The organism is Marinomonas sp. 5E14-1, from assembly GCF_039939215.1.
Classification (GTDB): domain Bacteria; phylum Pseudomonadota; class Gammaproteobacteria; order Pseudomonadales; family Marinomonadaceae; genus Marinomonas.
In genome coordinates this window covers 1-19140 of record NZ_JBDXMW010000006.1, presented here as the reverse complement: position 1 = coordinate 19140, position 19140 = coordinate 1, and the positions used below count along the sequence as shown (strand labels likewise).

The following is a 19140-nucleotide window of genomic DNA, read 5'->3' as shown; positions in this document are numbered from 1 at the left end:
CCTGTTTTGCATAAAAATGCTAAACAGGTTCTTACGTATCTGTTTAGCTGAGTTTATATAGCGCCCGCAAGCCGAGACAAATCGACGCTGTTAAGTCGCGAATGATGGACTAGAGTTGTTTAAATATCAACCCATTCGTTAGATTTTAGTGAGTCAAAAGGTGGTTTTTTTGTTACGATGGTGCAGTTTTATGTCATTTCATTTTCTTTGCCCATTGTTTGGGCATAACGGTGGTGCCAGCATTGCATGGTGGCTCTATTCTGTAGAGAATGTTTTTTCTATTGTTTGTTAAGCTATCAGGAGTGGAATAACCATGCCGTCTCGTAAACAACTTGCTAACGCCATACGCGCATTAAGTATGGATGCAGTGCAAAAAGCTAATTCAGGTCATCCAGGCGCGCCAATGGGAATGGCCGATATTGCTGAAGTGTTATGGAATGATTTTTTAAAGCATAACCCAAACAATTCAAAATGGGTTGATCGTGACCGCTTTATATTGTCAAACGGCCATGGTTCCATGCTTATTTATTCTCTATTGCATTTATCTGGCTACAAACTACCTATTGAAGAATTACAGCAATTCCGTCAATTGCATTCTAAAACACCAGGTCATCCAGAATATGGTTATACCGATGGCGTTGAAACAACAACGGGTCCTTTAGGAGCAGGTATCAGCAATGCGGTTGGTATGGCGATCGCTGAGAAAACATTAGCGGCTCAATTTAACCGTGAAGGCCATGAGGTTGTTGATCACAACACCTATTGTTTTCTTGGTGATGGTTGTTTGATGGAAGGTATTTCCCATGAAGCTTGTTCATTAGCAGGCACTTTGGGGCTTGGTAAATTGGTCGCGTTTTGGGATGACAATGGTATTTCTATCGATGGTCATGTTGAAGGCTGGTTTACTGACGATACACCTAAGCGTTTTGAATCTTATGGTTGGCATGTAATTGCGGATGTGGATGGCCATGATCCTGTTGCGATTAAAGCAGCGATCGAAGCGGCTAAAGCGGAAACTGGCAAACCTACCTTGATTTGCTGCAAAACAGTGATTGGTTTTGGTTCGCCGAACAAATCTGGTAGTCATGATTGTCACGGTGCGCCATTGGGTGACGCTGAGATTGCTGCGGCTCGTGAATTCCTTGAGTGGCCACATGCACCTTTTGAAATTCCGGCTGACGTTTATGCAGGTTGGGATGCTAAAGAAGCAGGCTCTGTTCATGAAGATGAATGGGCAGCGAAGTTCGAGTCATACAAAGCGGCTTACCCTGAACTGGCTGCCGAATTTGAACGTCGCGTGATCAAGGGTGAATTGCCATCTGACTTTGAAGCGAAAGCACAAGCTTTTATTCAAGAAAGCCAAGACAAAGGTGAAAACATTGCCAGCCGTAAAGCGTCACAAAATGCGATTGGTGCTTTTGGTTCTATCTTACCTGAATTGCTGGGTGGCTCTGCTGACCTTGCTGGCTCTAACTTGACATTATGGTCTGGTTCTAAAGGTATCCAAGATGACGCAGCTGGTAACTATGTTTACTACGGTGTGCGTGAATTCGGTATGAGCGGTATTATGAATGGCGTGTCTTTGCATGGCGGTTTCATTAACTACGGTGCGACTTTCATGATGTTTATGGAATATGCGCGTAATGCCGTTCGTATGTCGGCTTTAATGGGCATTCAAAACATCTTTGTCTATACACATGACTCTATTGGACAAGGTGAAGATGGCCCAACGCATCAGCCTGTTGAACAGCTTGCTAACTTGCGTATGACACCAAATATGTCTGTGTGGCGCCCATGTGATGCAGCGGAAACAGCCGTGGCTTGGAAGGCCGCTATCGAACGTCGTGATGGTCCTACGTCATTGGTTTTCTCTCGCCAAGGTTTGCCTGCGCAAGCGCGTACTGCTGAGCAATTAGCGAATGTGGCAAAAGGCGCTTATGTCTTGAAAGATTGCACTGGCACGCCAGATCTTATTCTGTTGGCAACTGGATCTGAAGTTGGTTTGGCCGTTGCGTCTGCAGAAGCTTTAACAGAGAAAGGCAAAAAAGTGCGTGTAGTATCTATGCCGTCAACGAGTGTGTTTGATGCTCAGGATGCTGCGTACAAAGAGTCTGTTTTACCATATTCTGTAACCAAACGTGTTGCTATTGAAGCGGCTCATGCAGATTACTGGTACAAGTATGTTGGCTTTAATGGCGCTATGGTTGCTATGACAACCTTTGGTGAATCTGCCCCTGGCGGTGATTTGCTGAAACACTTCGGCTTTACGGTTGATAATGTTGTCGCGACAGCAGAAAAAATCCTAGCCGTTTAAATATTGAATGGCTAATAAGAAAAAGAGGCGGTATTTTGTACGCCTCTTTTTCCTTTTTTATAAGATGAAAAACGGTGTTTAATCGGTTTTCGTTGCGATGAAGTAGTGAGAATATGTTGCGAGTCGCTATTAATGGTTATGGCCGAATAGGGCGCTCGGTCTTAAGAGCACTTTATGAAAACGGTTTCCGCGACCACATTCAGGTGGTGGCAATCAACGAATTGTCTGATATTGAGACAATCAGCTATCTTACGCGCTATGACACAACGCATGGTCGCTTTCCTCAATCTGTATCGACAAAAGGCAATACGCTTCTAATTGGTGGTGATGAAATCGCCTGTTTTTCTTGCGCTCAACCTGAAGAGCTAGAGTGGTCGTCTCTTGATCTTGATATGGTGTTTGAATGCTCTGGAAGTTTCTCGAACAGAGAAGGTGCACAAGCTTATCTAAACGCTGGCGCGCCAAGAATTCTGCTTTCCCAACCTGCGGCATCAGATGTGGATGCAACGATTGTGTATGGCTTTAATCATGAAGAAATACAAGTGAGCCACGGAATTGTCTCCGCCGCGTCTTGCACAACCAATTGCCTGATTCCAGTATTGGATGTTATTAAGCAGTTTGCAGGTGTCGTGCATGGCACAACTCAAACGATTCACTCTGCAATGAATGATCAGCCTGTGATTGATGGTTATCACACGAAAGATTTACGTTTAACCCGTGCCGCGTTGAGCTCGATTATTCCTGTTGATACTGGTTTGGCGAAAGGCATTACTCGAATGATGCCAGAGCTTGGCGGGAAAATGGGATGTAATGCAGTGCGTGTGCCGACGTTAAATGTTTCCGTAATTGATCTTGTATTACGTACGGATCGAGATGTAACGGTGGAGCAAATAAACCAACAATTAGAACAAGCTTCTAATGGTAAATACGCCGAATTAATGGGTTTTTCTAAAGAGGCGCATGCTTCTGTTGATTTTAATCATGATCCACGTTCTGTGATCATTGACAGCACACAGACCCAAGTCATTGATAAGCGTATGGTTAAGTTGCTGTGTTGGTTTGATAATGAATGGGGTTATGCTAATCGAATGCTGGATGTAGCGAAATACTGGGCAAATGTGATTAAAGACTAGTATTTGTATTACAATATTAAAAATTAAATGACGAGGACATCGTACATGACTGTAATGAATATGAAAGATGTAGATTTGACGAACAAGCGCGTATTGATTCGTGAAGATTTAAACGTGCCAGTCAAAGGCGGAAAAGTAATGAGCGATGCTCGTATTCGTGCGGCATTACCAACTATTAAGCTGGCATTAGAAGCAGGCGCTAAAGTGATGGTTATGTCACACCTTGGTCGTCCGACAGAAGGTCTGTACGAGGAAGAGTTTTCCCTCCAGCCTGTAGCTGCGTATTTATCTGATTTGCTAGGACAAGAGGTTCCTCTTGTAAAAGACTGGTTGGATGGCGTAGAAGTTGAAGCCGGCCAGCTGGTTTTAGTTGAAAACGTACGTTTCAACCTAGGTGAAAAGAAAGACGATGAAGCCTTGTCTAAGAAAATGGCGGCATTATGTGATGTGTTTGTGATGGATGCATTTGGTACCGCGCACCGTGCACACGCTTCCACTCATGGCGTAGCGAAGTTTGCACCTATTGCTTGTGCTGGCCCTTTATTAGCGGCAGAGCTTGATGCATTGGGTAAAGCACTTGATAACCCAGCTCGTCCTTTGGTGGCTGTAGTTGGTGGTTCTAAAGTATCAACAAAGTTAACGGTTTTAGAATCTCTGTCTAAAGTTTGTGATCAATTGATTGTAGGCGGCGGTATTTCTAATACTTTCGTTGCTGCTCGCGGTAACAATGTTGGTATGTCTTTGTACGAAAAAGACCTTATTCCTCAGGCTCAAAAGCTAATGGCGGATCTGGATATTCCGGCAGTGACTGACGTTCGTGTTGGTACGGAATTCTCAGAAACAGCAGTTGCGACAGTTAAGCCTGTTGACCAAGTTGAAGACAACGAGGAAATAATGGATTTAGGTCCGGATTCTGCTCAAGTTATGGCAGATATCTTGAAAAACGCGAAAACCATTTTATGGAACGGTCCATGTGGCGTATTTGAGTTTGATAACTTCTCTAAAGGTACAGAAGTGGTTGCTCAAGCCATTGCAGATAGCGATGCGTTTTCTGTTGCTGGTGGCGGTGATACCTTGGCCGCGATTGATAAGTATGGTTTAGCGGATAAGATTTCTTATATTTCGACGGGCGGCGGTGCTTTTTTAGAGTTTGTTGAAGGAAAAGTGCTTCCAGCTGTTGCGATGTTGGAGTCACGCGCGCAAAATTAGTATTACAAAATGCAAAAATAGCATTCTAAATATATTATAAGGGCGAAAAGTCCAATTACTGGCCTTGTTTGTTGCTCCAAAAAAGCAAACAAGGCCAGCTATTATGAAAACTAGAGAGTGACATATTCGACGCTAAGATCGAATGGAAATAAGGCGTAAGCCACGTGACTGCTGTGAAGCAGATCATGCAACAGGATGAACTGTTAGCCAACACCCTAACGTCGCCTGTTATAAATACAATATAAGACAAATAGTCAGAGGAAACCTTGTATGCCTTTAATTAGTATGCGTCAACTGCTGGATCATGCTGCTGAGCACAGCTACGGTCTGCCAGCTTTTAATGTGAATAACATGGAACAGGTTAAGGCTATTATGGAAGCCGCCCATGAAGTGAATTCACCTGTTATCATGCAAGCATCGGCTGGCGCTCGTAAATATGCTGGCTCACACTTTTTACGTCATTTGATTGCTGCTGCTATTGAAGATTACCCACACATTCCTGTGGTAATGCATCAGGATCATGGAACGTCTCCTGCTATCTGTCAGCGTTCGATTCAGCTTGGTTTTTCGTCTGTCATGATGGACGGCTCGTTAGAAGCAGATGGTAAAACCCCTGCAAGCTATGAATACAATGTTGATGTGACTCGTCGTACTGTTGAGTTTGCTCACGCATGTGGAGTGTCAGTTGAAGGCGAATTGGGTTGCCTTGGTTCATTGGAGACTGGTCAAGCGGGCGAAGAAGATGGTGTTGGTGCGGAAGGTATTTTGTCGCACGATCAAATGTTAACCGACCCTCAAGAAGCCGTAGACTTCGTTAATGCAACAGGCATTGATGCGCTTGCGGTTGCGATCGGTACAAGTCATGGCGCTTATAAATTCACTCGTCCACCGACTGGCGACATTCTTGATATTGAACGCATCAGCCAAATTGTTGAGCTTCTCCCAAATACACACATTGTATTACATGGTTCTTCTTCTGTTCCTCAGGATTGGTTGTCTATTATCAACGAGTTTGGTGGCGATATTCCTGAAACGTATGGCGTGCCGATTGAAGAAATCGTGAAAGCCATTCGTTACGGTGTTCGTAAAGTGAATATTGATACAGATTTACGTTTAGCAGCAACTGGTGCGATTCGTCGTAGTTTGGCTGAGCACAAAGGTAACTTTGACCCTCGTAAGTATTTAACAGAAAGTATTCGTGCAATGAAGGCTGTTTGTATTGACCGTTATGAAGCATTTGGTTCTGCTGGTCAGGCTTCTCGCATTCATACGTTCGATCTAGAAGAAATGGCAGTTCGTTACGAGCGTGGTGAATACAATAACGGACGTATTTTCTAAGCAAATTGTTTAGTTATTGTGCGAGCAAAGGTGAAAGGCAATATTTTTTAAGTTTTTTGATAAATAAGTAAAAAAACTATTGACCAGAAAATTCATTTACCTATAATGCTCGCCATTCCTTGCGGGAGTGGTGGAATTGGTAGACACGCTGGATTTAGGTTCCAGTGCTTCACGGCGTGAGAGTTCGAGTCTCTCCTTCCGCACCATATTTAAAAAAGCTGATTTTATGTCAGCTTTTTTTTCGTCTGTAATTTGTCTCTATGCTTTTTAAGTCTCAGGATTCGTTTTAAACGAGTGTTTTTTACATTTGTTTTTAATTAGTTATTCACGTCCTCACGAAATTTCGCTAATTTGGTTAGAATGACACCTTTATGTGCCTTCATCGGATTGATTCATGCGAAGACTGTGGTTTTTGGTTTTATTTATTTTCTCTGTGTTTTCTGTTCAAGCCTCGAATCTGACGCGTGATTTAATGAGCGACGACGTCTTTCAACGGCTGATGCCTAGACAAGGCCCTTTGATAGAGCTTTTTACTTCTATTGTTCATTCTCCTCCGGTTTCCATTCTAAGGACTCAAAATAAGCCTATCAGTATTGCGGTGCTACTATTTGGTGAAGCAGACACCTTGGCGAATGAGGCTTTGTTACTGTCTTTTAAGCAAAGGATGCGAGAGTTAAACATCGACTATCGATTAGATATTTATATTTCTAATTTAGAAGATGATGGTGATGTCAGTTCTTATATGAAAATTGAAAAAAGTGCGCCAGATTATATTGTGATGACAAAACTAGGGATTGTGCAACGACGTTTTTTGGAGCGTTTTTTATATGGAAATAAAACCAAAGTGCTTCTGTATGATTTTTCAACACCTTTGATACATTGGGTGGATCGATCTCCGCTCATGTATATCGGGTTTGATCAAAAACAAGCGGCAAAGCAGCTAGCAAGTTATTTAGATCGCCAACTTCCTAAACAGGTGAAAATGTCGGCGCTAGTATTGCCGGATAAATACCTTGGGCACATGCGCTGTGACGCTTTTTTGGATGAGGTAACACAGCTTGGTCGCACTATTCATACGATTGATATTGTTCAAAATTCGCGAGAGCAAGCGGCTGAATCAGCGAGGGCTTTATTGGCAGAGACTGAGGTCGATTTTATCTTTAGTTGCTCGGCTCATATTTCCGAAGGCGTACTTGCGGCCTTAAAAGAAACGGACAATCAAAGAGTGCAAACCAATGGTTGGGGGCTTACTCGAGAGGGGGTCAAAGGGCTCGCTAATCCAAGAATAAAAGTCAGTGTACTGTTTATGAAAGATTACCTATCCGTTGCGCTCGCAGAGGCAATCAAATTGGATCTGGAAGGAAAAAACATGCCAAATCTTTATGTCGCTCGTTCAACTTTGGTGCCTTCAGAATTAGACTTTGACAGTTTACGCTTGATGGTGAGTCAAGCTTACCCATATTCGGTGATGTTATGGCAGAAGTAGTTCCGATTAGTTTACGGCATCGCTTGCAGAGTAAAGCTTTCGCTTTATTGTCTGTGATCTTTGCTTGTATGTGTCTGATTGTTTTTTATTTGGCTGTGGTTCTACATCAGTCTTTCTTGGAAAACAATTTTGCCTCAAGGCATAAATCTGTAGAGCAAGCTTTTAATAATTACCTAGATCACGCCGAAGATGAAATGCGGTTAATTACCCAAGACCTATCTTTGAATAATTACACATCAGGGCGAGAGCTGGACCTTTTATTTGGTCATCATGATGCGTTGTTTTTTGGTGAATTGGATTTCTTTTATATTGAATGGAGTCACGGCCAGCATACGATGGATCCACGAGCGCGTTTATTTACCCAGGCGCAATTTCGGCCTTTGCTTCAAAAAGGGCTGATCAATAAATGGGTGTCGGTTACCACGGAAGATAATTTGGTCTTCTTGATGCATAAGAAAAAAATCGTTTCTGATGAGAAAAGAAATATTGGCTTTTTGTATGGTTTTATTTCATTAAAGGAAAACGTCACCTTTGCAAGTGTATTGCTGGGTAGCGGCCAAGTGGCTGCGGTTCGTATCTCTGATAAATCTAGCGGGACAACTAAAGTTTTATTAGAAGAAAGTAAAATAGACCAGGATGCAACTGGAAAAGTTTTATTCTCCAGTTGGCCTTTGATGTCTTCTGTTCAGGCTGATCTTGAGCTAGAAGTGGGTCAGAGAAACAAAGCGCTACCAGGTTTTGCTATTAAAGTGCTGCCTTTTGTTCTGGCTGTTGGCTTTGTCATGCTGGTGTTCTATTTCTTACTTATGTACCAAATCAGGCGGTATGTTTTTGTGCCGATTGAGCAGATGGCTCATCGGAGCAATAAGTATTTGTTGCCCTACAAAGAATTACTTCCATTACAGCAAAGAGCTGAAGCGGATAAAACCTTTCTTGAGTCGAAAGAGCAACGTTTCCAGCTTCTTACGGAATCGGTTCATTGCGCCATTATTTTTTGCAATGAAGTGACAGAAATAGAAACGATTAATGCGGAAGCAAGAAAGCTGTTCCCTGACTCGAAGAAAGCTCGGACTATTTTTGATTTTATGCCGATTTCTTGTCATCAAAATATCCAAGCGGCATTAAAAGGTGAAGTAGGGGTGAAGTTTGACATCACTTCTGAGGATCAAAGATGTATTTATAAATGGCAGGCCCACTCTTTTGTCAATGAAAGTGGCTATCAAGGACTGTTATTAATTGGCCTAGATATGACGAAAGAAATCAGCTTGATCTGGCAGTTAGAACAGTTGCAACCGCTTTCTGTTGCCGCCGAGAAAAGAGTGAATACAGAGGCGATGCAGAGTGAGCTAACTTACTTATCGCGATTGCCACAACATATAACAGCCGCACAACTAAGGGGCTGGATTGCTTTGCTGACGTCTGTGTTGGATGACATTGGCAATGTAGATGAAGGTGTTGCTTACTTACCATTTGGTGAGCTTCTTGCTCAAGAAAGTGCTCATGTTGTTAAGGTCATGGGAATTGAAGCCAATAGAATGTTGTTAGACTGTCCGTTAGAGGTTGGTGTTCGAGTGGTTGCAGTGAACACCCACTTAAGAAGTTTAATGCGTGTTCTATTTATGATGGTGATGTCGAATGACATGGAAGAACGACGTTTAAGTATTAAAACTAGGGGCTCTGAATTTGAATTAGTCGTAATGCATGACATGGCATCTAGACCATTGTTCTTCTGGATGATTAAGGCGGTATTAGACTCCTTGGAAGGTGAGAAGAAAGTCTTGCGTTATAATGCATTGCAACTGAACTTAAGACTGGAAGAAACTGAATCGGTTGAGGAGTTGGAGGTTTTGCCGAATGAACTCCTTGTTGCTTGGATCGTGACTGATTACCCAAATGCAAGTGTGGTTCAGGAGTCTTTGGCCAAACTGGGGGCCTCTGTTGAGAAATACGCTTCCACGGATAGTTTCTTTACCCAAACCAGTGAAGTAGTGAAGTTCGATGTTGTTCTTATTAGTTGTGATCAAGATATGGATTCGCAAAGAAATATGACTGAGGCGCTCAAGCTTAAATACCAAAGAGATAAGCTACCGATTATTTGGCTTAATAGTATTTTCCCCAAATGTGTAGATCCGGATGTTTTTAGTTTAGTGGGATGCCCTTCGGACTATGTTCTACATAAGGCTCTATTGGGAGCAAGTCAGCTTGAAGGCATTATGCCGATTCAATCTAACAATCAAACGAACTCTTGGGTCATCGTTGGTGGCAGTCGAGTGAGTAAAGCAATCTGGCATGCCGAACTAGAGACCTGTGATTTAGGTGTGCAGTGGTTAGCCGATTTATCGAATTACTCGGCCATGCTTTCTTATCATCCTCTGGCATCTCTAGTGCTATTAGAGTCTCAGCCAAGCTTGTTGTTACAAGCGATTCAAACCTCGTTTCCTGATGTGCGCTTCTTTTCAGTACAAAGGTGGGATGAAATGCCGGATAATGTGGCTATTTTTGAAATGAAGCAGCCTTACTCGGGTGAGCAGATACGACGATTTACTGAGTACGTGACTCAGGAAGTCTAAACATTAGGAGTAAAGAATGAGTGTAATTGGATTAATTGGCGCCATGGATGAAGAAGTGGCTGTTATTAAAGAATGGATGACAGATGTTCGTGAAGAGAGCATTGCTGGTTGCGACTTTTTTATAGGGCACTTTGAAGGAAAAGATGTTGTTCTATTAAAGTCTGGTATTGGTAAGGTAAATGCGGCCGTGTCTACAACACTATTGTTGTCTCAGTTTAAGCCAGAATACGTTATCAATATTGGTTCTGCTGGTGGTTATGATCCAGAGTTGCAAGTAGGCGACGTGGTCATTTCAGATCAGGTTGTTCACCATGATGTCGATGTTACTGCGTTTGGTTACGTAATGGGGCAGGTGCCAAATATGCCAGAAACCTATGCGGCTGATACCTCTTTGATTAGCCAAACCCAAAAGGCATTTTCAGCGGTAACTGATGTACAAGCCAAGGTCGGTTTGATTGGAACAGGGGACAGTTTTATGAACGACCCTGTGAGAGTTGAGAAGGTAAGAGAAACCTTTCCGTCATTGGTGGCGGTTGAAATGGAGGCCGCGGCCGTTGCTCAGGTTTGCCATAAATTTGAAGTGCCTTTTATTGTTGTGCGTTCGTTATCGGATATCGCTGGCAAAGAGTCATCAAAAAGTTTTGAAGAGTACCTAAAAGTGGCGGCGGAAAATTCCTCTTTGATTATTCAAGAAATGTTAAAAGACAATTAATTTATGCTGCCTTGCAAGGAATGCACTTTATTGACATGGATGACCGTTTTTTTGTCCAGTCCTGCTTGGTCTGAAGATGCTTTAGAGGCACAGCCTCTAAAGCAAAATGAGATACAGAGTGATTCCTTTGCTGAAGACGAAATAAAAGATCTGCCTTGGTGGCAAACAACCCATAGTGCTGTATCAAAGACAATTGGCAGTTGGTCAAACAACATGGATGCTTTTTTATCCGGAAGGCCAAGCTTGTCCTCTTCCGAAAGTCAGGTTCAGATACGTTTTGGTTCGATTTTGGAAGAGGGATCAACAACCGGATTTTTTGATCTGCATGCTCAGTGGGAACTGCCGAATACAAAAGATCGTCTTCATTTAGTTATTGAATCTAACGGTGATTCATTGACACCGGAAAATGTGAGGAATGAAGTATCAGAGCAAAACAATGTGCTTAGTTCAGCATTAGAGTCCAGTCTTTCGGCGGCGGTTAGGTTTGTACGCTCTGATTTAGGAGCAGATTTTGACGCCGGCGTCTTGCTGGACTTTCCGCTCGACCCTTTTGTACGCCTGCGGTTCACACAAGAAAAAGATAATGCTCGGCTTGGTTGGTGGCAAAAGCAGGAAGCATTCGCTTATTATTCTCAAGGTGTTGGTGTTCGCTATGTTTTAGGCGTGGATTATAAACAGACTGAGTCGGTGAATTATGGTACTGACTTTAGTTTGGTCTGGTTAGATAGTGAAGGACTTTTCTATGCACGAGAAAACCTTTTCCTTCATCATGTGATTAATGATCGTAATCGACTCAATTATCAGCTGAGTTTTCTTCAGTCAGGTGAGCGTCAGCTCTCATCAGATTCCTTTCTATATAATCTCCAATATGAATGTTTTTTATACAAGGACTGGTTAATTGGTCAGGTAAAGCCGCAATTTACTCATGAAGCGGAAGATGGTTATGAAGGCGTGTTTTCATTGACTTTATCTCTTGCGATTCTGCTTGGACCAGAATATTTGAACTAGTACTGTTCGATCCTCTTTTCTCGCATGCCGGGAAGTCATTAGATTTGTGTGGAGGGAATTCGTATAATGCCACGTTTTAAGAACCTTAGTACTTTTTAAGAGAATGAGCCATGAGACCGGATCAAATCCAACCAGAATTATATGAACAGCAACTGCAAGATAAACAGGTTGCATTGGCCGAGTTAATGGCGGATTTGTCCTTACCGGAAATGGAAGTGTATGGAAGTCAATCGTCCCATTACCGTATGCGAGCCGAGTTCCGTATCTGGCATGAAGGCGATGACTTGTACTACGCCATGTTTGATTCTGCCGATCCACGCACGCCAATTCGTACTGACCAATTCCTCGCTGCGTCTTCTCTTATTAATGATTTAATGCCAAAGCTAATTGATGCGGTTCGAGATGTTCCAGTATTGCGTCACAAGCTTTTTCAAGTGGATTTTTTAACGACCACAACAGGCGAAGCATTAATCAGCTTGCTTTACCATAAGCCGATTGATGAAGAATGGAATCTTGCAGCCCAAGGTTTGGACGCTGCATTTCCTGCTTGTCACTTTATCGGTCGAAGCCGCAAAAAGAAGCAAATTCTGACCCGCGACTTTGTTATGGAGACATTGACGGTTCACGGCCAGAAATTCCATTACCAACAAGTTGAGAATAGCTTTACTCAGCCGAATGCAGGTATCAGTGAAAAAATGTTGGAATGGGCGCTGGATGTCACCGAAAATGCTTCTGGTGACTTATTAGAAATGTATTGTGGCAATGGTAATTTTTCAATTCCTTTGGCTCGACGTTTTGATCGAGTGGTTGCGACAGAAATTTCAAAAGTGTCTGTTAATTCCGCGCAGCTTAATATTGCCATAAACGGCATGCAGAATATTCAAGTTGTGAAAATGGCCAGTGAAGATGTTTCCGCTGCTTTAAACGGTGATATAGAGCTACCAAAGACCTTGGTTCAGGCTGGTGTAAGCGAATTGTCTCCTTCCGTTGTTCTTGTTGACCCACCGCGAGCTGGTTTAGATGATGCAACAGTGGAATTAGTGAGAAAAATTGATGCTATTCTTTATATTTCCTGCAATCCAGAAACACTAAAATCCAATTTAGAGACGCTATCCAGCACACATGAAGTGGTTCGATATGCCATGTTTGATCAGTTTCCTTATACACATCACGTTGAAACGGGTGTGTATTTGCAACGAAAAGTGCAGCTTTAAAGGAGTGAAGTAGCAAGCTTTATGGATAGAGTTTGCTATGAATCTTGCTCTTGTTTTAATGAGAGAATCGACACTAGGTTACAAATTATTCTGTGTTAAGATAAGCGCAAAATTTCCCCCCACAACCATAGAGAAGTCGAACGAGCCATGAGTAATAACTCACTAGACAAAAATAAAATCAAAATCTTGCTATTAGAAGGTGTTCATCAATCTGCATTAGATGCATTGAATGACGCTGGTTACACTAATATTGAGTACCATAAAACAGCCTTAGCAGAAGATGAGCTAATCGAGAAAATTTCGGAAGCGCATTTTATCGGCATTCGATCTCGTACTCAGCTAACAGCAAAAGTACTAGAGCACGCTAACAAGTTAGTTGGTATTGGGTGTTTCTGTATTGGTACTAACCAAGTTGATTTAGACGCGGCAAGTGCAAAAGGCATTGTAGTCTTCAATGCACCTTTCTCGAACACACGTAGTGTGGCTGAGCTTGTTCTTGGTCAGTTGATTTTATTGCTTCGTGGTATTCCTGCTAAAAACGCCGCATGTCATCGAGGTGGCTGGATTAAGTCTGCAGTGGGTTCTTATGAAACTCGTGGTAAGCGTTTGGGTATCATTGGTTACGGTAGCATAGGAACGCAGTTGAGTGTTTTGGCTGAGTCTTTGGGTATGGAGGTGTGCTTTTATGACATCGTGACTAAATTGCCATTAGGTAATGCTCGCCAAATTAAAAGCTTGAAAGAGCTTCTTTCTACCAGTGATATTATTAGTTTGCATGTACCTGAAACAAACTCTACAAAACTAATGATTGGTGAACAAGAAGTATCACAAATGAAGAAAGGCTCTATCTTCATTAATGCTTCACGCGGTACAGTTGCAGATTTGGACGCTGTTGCAAATGCGATTAAAGCGGGCGATTTAGGTGGTGCAGCCGTAGACGTATTCCCTGTTGAACCAAAAGGCAATGATGAAGAGTTCGTTTCTCCTTTGCGCGGCTTAGACAATGTGATTCTTACACCACACATTGGCGGTAGTACAATGGAAGCACAGGAAAATATCGGTGTTGAAGTGGCTGAGAAGCTAATTAAGTTCTCTGATGTTGGGACAACCATTGCAGCGGTTAACTTCCCTGAAGTGGCGTTGCCAGCTCAGTCCGATAATCATCGTATTTTGCATATTCATGAAAACCGTCCGGGTGTGCTTTCTAAGATCAATGGAATCTTTTCGGAATACAATATTAACATTACTGGTCAATACCTTCGTACAACGGAGAAACTAGGCTACATGGTAATGGATGTGGATGTAGAAACTGGTGAACTTGCCCTTGAGAAAATGAAAGAAGTAGATGGCACCATTAAAGCCAGACTTTTGTTCTAGTTTTCACGTTTTGGGTTTATCAAATAAAAAATCCAGCCAAATCGGCTGGTTTTTTATGTCTAAAATCTAATGTGAAACTAGCGACTAATGTCGAAGGTTGTCGTGATATTTTGGATCTTAGTTTTTATGTTGCTTGCCATTCTAGTCATGAGCTCTTCGGATTCATTAGCTTGTTCCAGCTTTTCAAGAGCGATAGCCCAAGTGCTTGTGTAAGACTGATTTTTGCTGTTGAGGTGCTTGATACGGAAGACTCCAAATTAATTAGTGTTCTTTTACTGCTATTGAGTCTGTCTATGGTGATTTGATTAGAGTGCGGTGAGTAAGGTGGCTTGATCGGCACTGTGCGTTATTTCAGTATTCGTATCGGTAGCATAAGTGGCCACTTCTTGTGCTCTTACTTCGGCTTTATTGGCGATATTTTCCAATAAATGAGATATTTTTTATTTTGCATCATTTGCGACGTAAAGATTGTTAAAAGCGACGTCTTTAGTGCAAATATGTCATTTCTGTGAAAAAAAAGCTGTCCCTGTCACAAATTGGTCATTATCTTGTATTAGATTGGTTTTTTATTAAAAGCATGTTTAATAAAAATATGTTTTATAGGTAATTAGATTTAAGTGCTACTTTCTTAACGCAACACAACCATTTAAAAATACAGGAGCTCAAGAATGACTCTTTCTCGTCGTCAATTTGTAAAAGGTGCCACTGCAGCTGGTGCTGTTGCAGCAACTCCGTTTTCAATCAACCGTGCAATCGCAGCGAATAAAGAGCTGCGAATCTATGCGTGGGCGGGTTATATCACGGATGAAATGCTGTCTGACTTCAAAGCAAAAACAGGTATTAATGCAACTTTTACGCCTTACGGAACCAATGATGAGCTAATGAACTCGCTGCGTGCTACAGATGGCACTGGATTTGATATCATTATGCCAACTGTTGACCGTGTTCCTGGTTATGTTGACTACGACTTAGTCCAACCTTTAGACGTAAAAAGAGTGAATTGGGATGGTTGTTTAGAAAGTGCGTTGGCTGGCTCGGATGTTGGTGGGATTGTGAATGGCAAGCGCTACTTTGCTCCAGCTGACTGGGGAACAGAGGCGATTGCTTATAACACTGAATACGCAAAAGTTGATCCTAAGAATTTAAGCTACGGTGACTTGTGGCTACCTGAAAACGCTGGTGGCGTTACTGTACGTGGCCATTCATCTTTGGTTGGCATCGGTTTGTGGTTAGAGAAAGCAGGCAAACTACCTTACCCATTATTAGATTCTTACAAAAATGAAAAAGCCATGCGCGCTAACTTCGATGTGATTCTAAAAGTAGCGGCAGAGAACAAAGCGTCTATCGCCCAGTTCTGGTCAACTGAAAATGAAGCGCAAGGTGCTTTCAGAACCAATGGCGCGATAATCGGCCAAACTTGGGATAGCACAGCCTTTAAATTGAAATCTGAAGGTGAGCCCATCGCCTACGGTGCGCCAAAAGAAGGTGCGTTGGCTTGGATGGAAGGCTTTGTTATTCCGAAAAACGCGAACAACGTGGATTCTGTATATGAGTTCATTAACTGGTATTACACGCCAGAAGCCGGAGCGATGTTTGTTAAATCAACAGGTTATAACTCTACATCGAAAGGTGCTGACGCTTTGTTGCCTGCTGAAACAAAACAATTCTTCCAAGACTCTTATTCTGAGCAAGACTTGGCAAACCTTTGGTGGTGGCCAATTCAGGAACCATGGTATGTGGCACTTCGTAACGAGTACCAAGACCGTTTCTTGTCTGCTTAACTTGTTTCAAAAGCCCCTCGCAGACTTTGCCTCTGCGAGGGGCTTTTTTATTCTTATTTATTAATTTTCGAGGAGTCTCATGGATAGCAGTGTTCATTTGAATAATGTCGTCATGCAGTTTGGTGACTTTACCGCCATTCAACCTACCGACTTACAGATTAAGTCGGGCGAGTTCTTTAGTTTTCTAGGTCCATCTGGCTGTGGTAAAACGACCATTTTGAATATGATTAGTGGTTTTCTAGACCCAACCAAAGGTGATGTGAAAATTGGTGGTCAATCCATGCAGGGTGTTCCGGCCAACAAGCGTCCCACTTCTATGATTTTTCAAAATCTAGCTTTGTTTCCTTTGATGACAGTGGCCGAAAATATCGAGTTTGGCCTAGAAGTCCGAGGTGTACCCAAAGCCGAACGTAAAAAGACATCAGATCGTTTGTTAGAGTTGGTGGCTTTAGAAGGTAGTGGGACAAAGCGAGTCTCAGAACTGTCTGGTGGTCAGAAGCAGCGTATCGCTATTGCTCGAGCTTTAGCGGTTGAGCCTCAAGTGTTATTACTTGATGAACCTCTTTCAGCCCTCGATTTAAAGCTACGCCAACATATGAGGACAGAGTTAAAAGAGATTCAACGTAAAACGGGTATTACCTTTATCTATATCACCCATGATCAGGGTGAAGCTTTGACGATGTCTGATCGTGTGGCGGTTATGTCTGCTGGTCGAATTCAGCAGGTTGCGGACCCTATTACGCTTTATAGAGACCCTCATACAGCTTTTGTTGCCTCTTTTGTTGGGGAAAATAATGGTATTAGGGGTAAGGTTTTGTCGGCTAGTTCTGGCGTCGCTGTATTAGATTGTGGACCGATGGGAAAACTGGCTGGACGGTCTTATGGCAACTTGGTTGAGGGTAGTGAAGCAACCTTATTTATTCGTCCTGAACATTTTAGACTTCAGTCTGAAGAGGGGATGCACACTGTCCATGCTAATATTGATGAAGTCAATTTTGAAGGTGCATACCTGACTTTGCATGCTAATGCGTCGGCTGAGCAAGCGTTATCGATTCAGCTAGGTACTCATCAATTTTCTGATGCATTAAAAATTGGTGCGCCTATTAGCCTTTCGTATGATGAGGAAAACGCCATCATTATTGCTGGAGAGGATCATGTTTAATCAGCTTAAGTCCCGTTTTGGTAGTGGATTAGCGCTTGGTATTCTGGGAATGGTTGCTGTATGGCTTATTATTTTAGTGATACTTCCTCAAATATTAATGATTGATTATTCTTTGAAACCGAATTTACTACCTTCAGAGATAGGTGGGCCAAAAGATACGTTTTCATTAGTGAACTATGAGACCTTATTTAATAATGATATTCACCTTGCGATTTTCTTTAAAACACTGTGGTCAAGTGTCTTAGTAACAGTATTAACCTTGTTAGTGAGCTATCCAATTGCTTTTTATTTAGCGAAAGTTGCAACGCCACAAAAGGCGGCGCTGTGTTTGCTTTTGTTAATTATTCCTTTTTGGATCAATGAAATTTTACGTACATTTTCTTGGTATATCATTCTTGCTTATAAAGGCCCTTTGAATGCCTTGCTGCTAGGTTTAGGTTTTATCGATCGTCCAATTCGGTTTTTGTCTGGTGATGGTGGTGTTTTGATTGGTATGGTTTATGCCTACATTTTGTTTATGATTTTCCCAATTTATAACGCTATCGAGAGTTTAGATTCCAATCAAATCAAAGCGGCTCGTAATTTAGGAGCTGGCTGGATTCGGACACACTGGCGGGTAGTCATTCCTCATGCGAAGCCAGGTATTGCCACAGGTTGCATCATGACCTTTATGTTGGCTGCAGGGAGTTACGCCGTACCAGCATTATTAGGCTCGCCGGGTAGTCGTTGGTTTACGCAAATTATCTACAACTGGTTCTTTGAAGGCGGTAATTGGAACCAAGGGGCGGCCTATGCCTTCTTGTTGCTCGTCATGTGTATTGGTTTCATTGCTTTTGTTATGCGTGTCTTTAAAGTTGGATTAGGAGATATCGCCAAATGAAGTCAGAAACCATTATGCGTATTGGGGTACGCTTCTATATAGGTGTCTTTTTTCTATATTTATTTACACCGCTTATTATCATGGGTGTGGCGACATTTAATGACAGTCGCTTTCCCACTGTCTCTCCTTGGAAAGGGGGCACACTTAAGTGGTTTGAAGCCTTGGCTCAAGATGGCGCCATGTGGAAGGCTCTATGGACCAGTGGTATTGTTGCTTTAGGTGTTTTGTTGGTTGCTGTGCCCATTGGTATCTGTTGTGCGCTATTACTTTCAACCTATCAAGGGCGTGGTAAAACCTTCCTTTATACTTTGATGATGTCGCCCTTGCTAACTCCAGGAGTGATCGTGGGTATCTCTACACTGATTTTCTGGAAAAGCTTGTCGGTGAGCGGCGGAGTATTCTTGACGGTTGTGGCGCAAACTACTTTTATTGCTGCCTATGTAATGCTCATGGTATTAGCAAGATTGCAGCGCTTTGACCGAACCTTGGAAAATGCCGCGTTAAGTTTAGGAGCAACTCAATGGCAAGCTTTTAGACGCATACTTTTACCCTATTTGAAACCGGCAATTATTTCCGCTGCGGGTATCGCGTTCTTACAGTCTTTTGAAAATTACAACACAACCTTGTTCGTAAAAGGCTATGACACAACCTTGACGGTTTACATTGCTTCTAAAGTTCGAACCGGATTGACGCCTGCGGTGAATGCTTTGGGTTTAGTGATGATCTCGGTGACCGTGCTGTTGGCTATTGTCTACGAAGTGAAGCGACGTAGAGAAATATCGGGAAACCAAAACTAGACTCTCAAGGTTGGCTAAGCCCATTCCTGTCCATGGAATGGGCTTTTTTGTTTTGACTTGATTAAAAAACACTCTAAAAAAGGTGTTTTTGTTTGTTATGTGAACAAAAAGGCTTTTGTATTAAATTAATTGTCTTTTTTGACATAAAAAGGTTGCACA

Annotated in this window: 15 protein-coding genes and 1 tRNA gene; all 16 read left to right on the top strand. The window is 42.4% G+C overall.

The genetic code is table 11. The features are described 5' to 3' along the window. Nucleotides 1–313: 313 nt before the first annotated feature. The 16 genes from tkt (at nucleotide 314) to ABFY09_RS06775 (ending at nucleotide 18981) form a co-directional block, all read left to right on the top strand. Nucleotides 314–2314, top strand: coding sequence for a transketolase (gene tkt, locus ABFY09_RS06850; protein ID WP_347983557.1), 2001 nt, complete (start codon nucleotides 314–316; stop codon nucleotides 2312–2314). Between the two features lie 113 nt (nucleotides 2315–2427). Then, a complete protein-coding gene (locus ABFY09_RS06845; RefSeq protein ID WP_347983556.1) occupies nucleotides 2428–3447 on the top strand; it encodes a glyceraldehyde 3-phosphate dehydrogenase NAD-binding domain-containing protein in 1020 nt (339 codons plus the stop codon). A gap of 45 nt (nucleotides 3448–3492) precedes the next feature. After that, nucleotides 3493–4656: a phosphoglycerate kinase gene (locus ABFY09_RS06840; RefSeq protein ID WP_347983555.1), complete on the top strand. Its 1164-nt coding sequence runs from the start codon at nucleotides 3493–3495 to the stop codon at nucleotides 4654–4656. 270 nt (nucleotides 4657–4926) lie between these two features. Beyond that, complete coding sequence (fba, locus tag ABFY09_RS06835) at nucleotides 4927–5994, top strand: class II fructose-bisphosphate aldolase (RefSeq protein WP_347983554.1); 1068 nt, start codon at nucleotides 4927–4929, stop codon at nucleotides 5992–5994. Between the two features lie 121 nt (nucleotides 5995–6115). Next, nucleotides 6116–6200, top strand: a tRNA-Leu gene (locus ABFY09_RS06830). A 188-nt stretch (nucleotides 6201–6388) separates the two neighbouring features. After that, nucleotides 6389–7480, top strand: coding sequence for a substrate-binding domain-containing protein (locus ABFY09_RS06825; RefSeq protein ID WP_347983553.1), 1092 nt, complete (start codon nucleotides 6389–6391; stop codon nucleotides 7478–7480). After that, entirely contained in the window at nucleotides 7468–10050 is a 2583-nt protein-coding gene (locus tag ABFY09_RS06820) for a hypothetical protein (protein WP_347983552.1), read from the top strand. Before ABFY09_RS06825 ends, ABFY09_RS06820 begins: the two co-directional genes overlap by 13 nt. A gap of 16 nt (nucleotides 10051–10066) precedes the next feature. Next, a complete protein-coding gene (gene mtnN, locus ABFY09_RS06815) occupies nucleotides 10067–10762 on the top strand; it encodes a 5'-methylthioadenosine/S-adenosylhomocysteine nucleosidase (RefSeq protein WP_347983551.1) in 696 nt (231 codons plus the stop codon). Nucleotides 10763–10801: 39 nt separating this feature from the next. Continuing rightward, nucleotides 10802–11770 (top strand): hypothetical protein, encoded by a 969-nt coding sequence (locus tag ABFY09_RS06810; RefSeq protein ID WP_347983737.1) that lies wholly within the window; start codon nucleotides 10802–10804, stop codon nucleotides 11768–11770. Between the two features lie 110 nt (nucleotides 11771–11880). Further along, nucleotides 11881–12984 (top strand): tRNA (uridine(54)-C5)-methyltransferase TrmA, encoded by a 1104-nt coding sequence (gene trmA / locus ABFY09_RS06805; RefSeq protein ID WP_347983550.1) that lies wholly within the window; start codon nucleotides 11881–11883, stop codon nucleotides 12982–12984. A 147-nt stretch (nucleotides 12985–13131) separates the two neighbouring features. Further along, entirely contained in the window at nucleotides 13132–14361 is a 1230-nt protein-coding gene (gene serA, locus ABFY09_RS06800; protein ID WP_347983549.1) for a phosphoglycerate dehydrogenase, read from the top strand. Between the two features lie 71 nt (nucleotides 14362–14432). Then, on the top strand, nucleotides 14433–14666 hold the full coding sequence (locus ABFY09_RS06795) for a hypothetical protein (protein WP_347983548.1): 234 nt from the start codon (nucleotides 14433–14435) through the stop codon (nucleotides 14664–14666). Between the two features lie 363 nt (nucleotides 14667–15029). Next, the gene (locus ABFY09_RS06790; protein ID WP_347983547.1) at nucleotides 15030–16142 is read left to right on the top strand and encodes an extracellular solute-binding protein; all 1113 of its coding nucleotides are present in this window, start codon (nucleotides 15030–15032) and stop codon (nucleotides 16140–16142) included. 79 nt (nucleotides 16143–16221) lie between these two features. Further along, a complete protein-coding gene (locus ABFY09_RS06785) occupies nucleotides 16222–17304 on the top strand; it encodes an ABC transporter ATP-binding protein (protein ID WP_347983546.1) in 1083 nt (360 codons plus the stop codon). After that, on the top strand, nucleotides 17297–18184 hold the full coding sequence (locus ABFY09_RS06780) for an ABC transporter permease (RefSeq protein ID WP_347983545.1): 888 nt from the start codon (nucleotides 17297–17299) through the stop codon (nucleotides 18182–18184). Before ABFY09_RS06785 ends, ABFY09_RS06780 begins: the two co-directional genes overlap by 8 nt. Beyond that, the gene (locus ABFY09_RS06775; RefSeq protein WP_347983544.1) at nucleotides 18181–18981 is read left to right on the top strand and encodes an ABC transporter permease; all 801 of its coding nucleotides are present in this window, start codon (nucleotides 18181–18183) and stop codon (nucleotides 18979–18981) included. Before ABFY09_RS06780 ends, ABFY09_RS06775 begins: the two co-directional genes overlap by 4 nt. The last annotated feature ends 159 nt before the right edge of the window (nucleotides 18982–19140 follow it).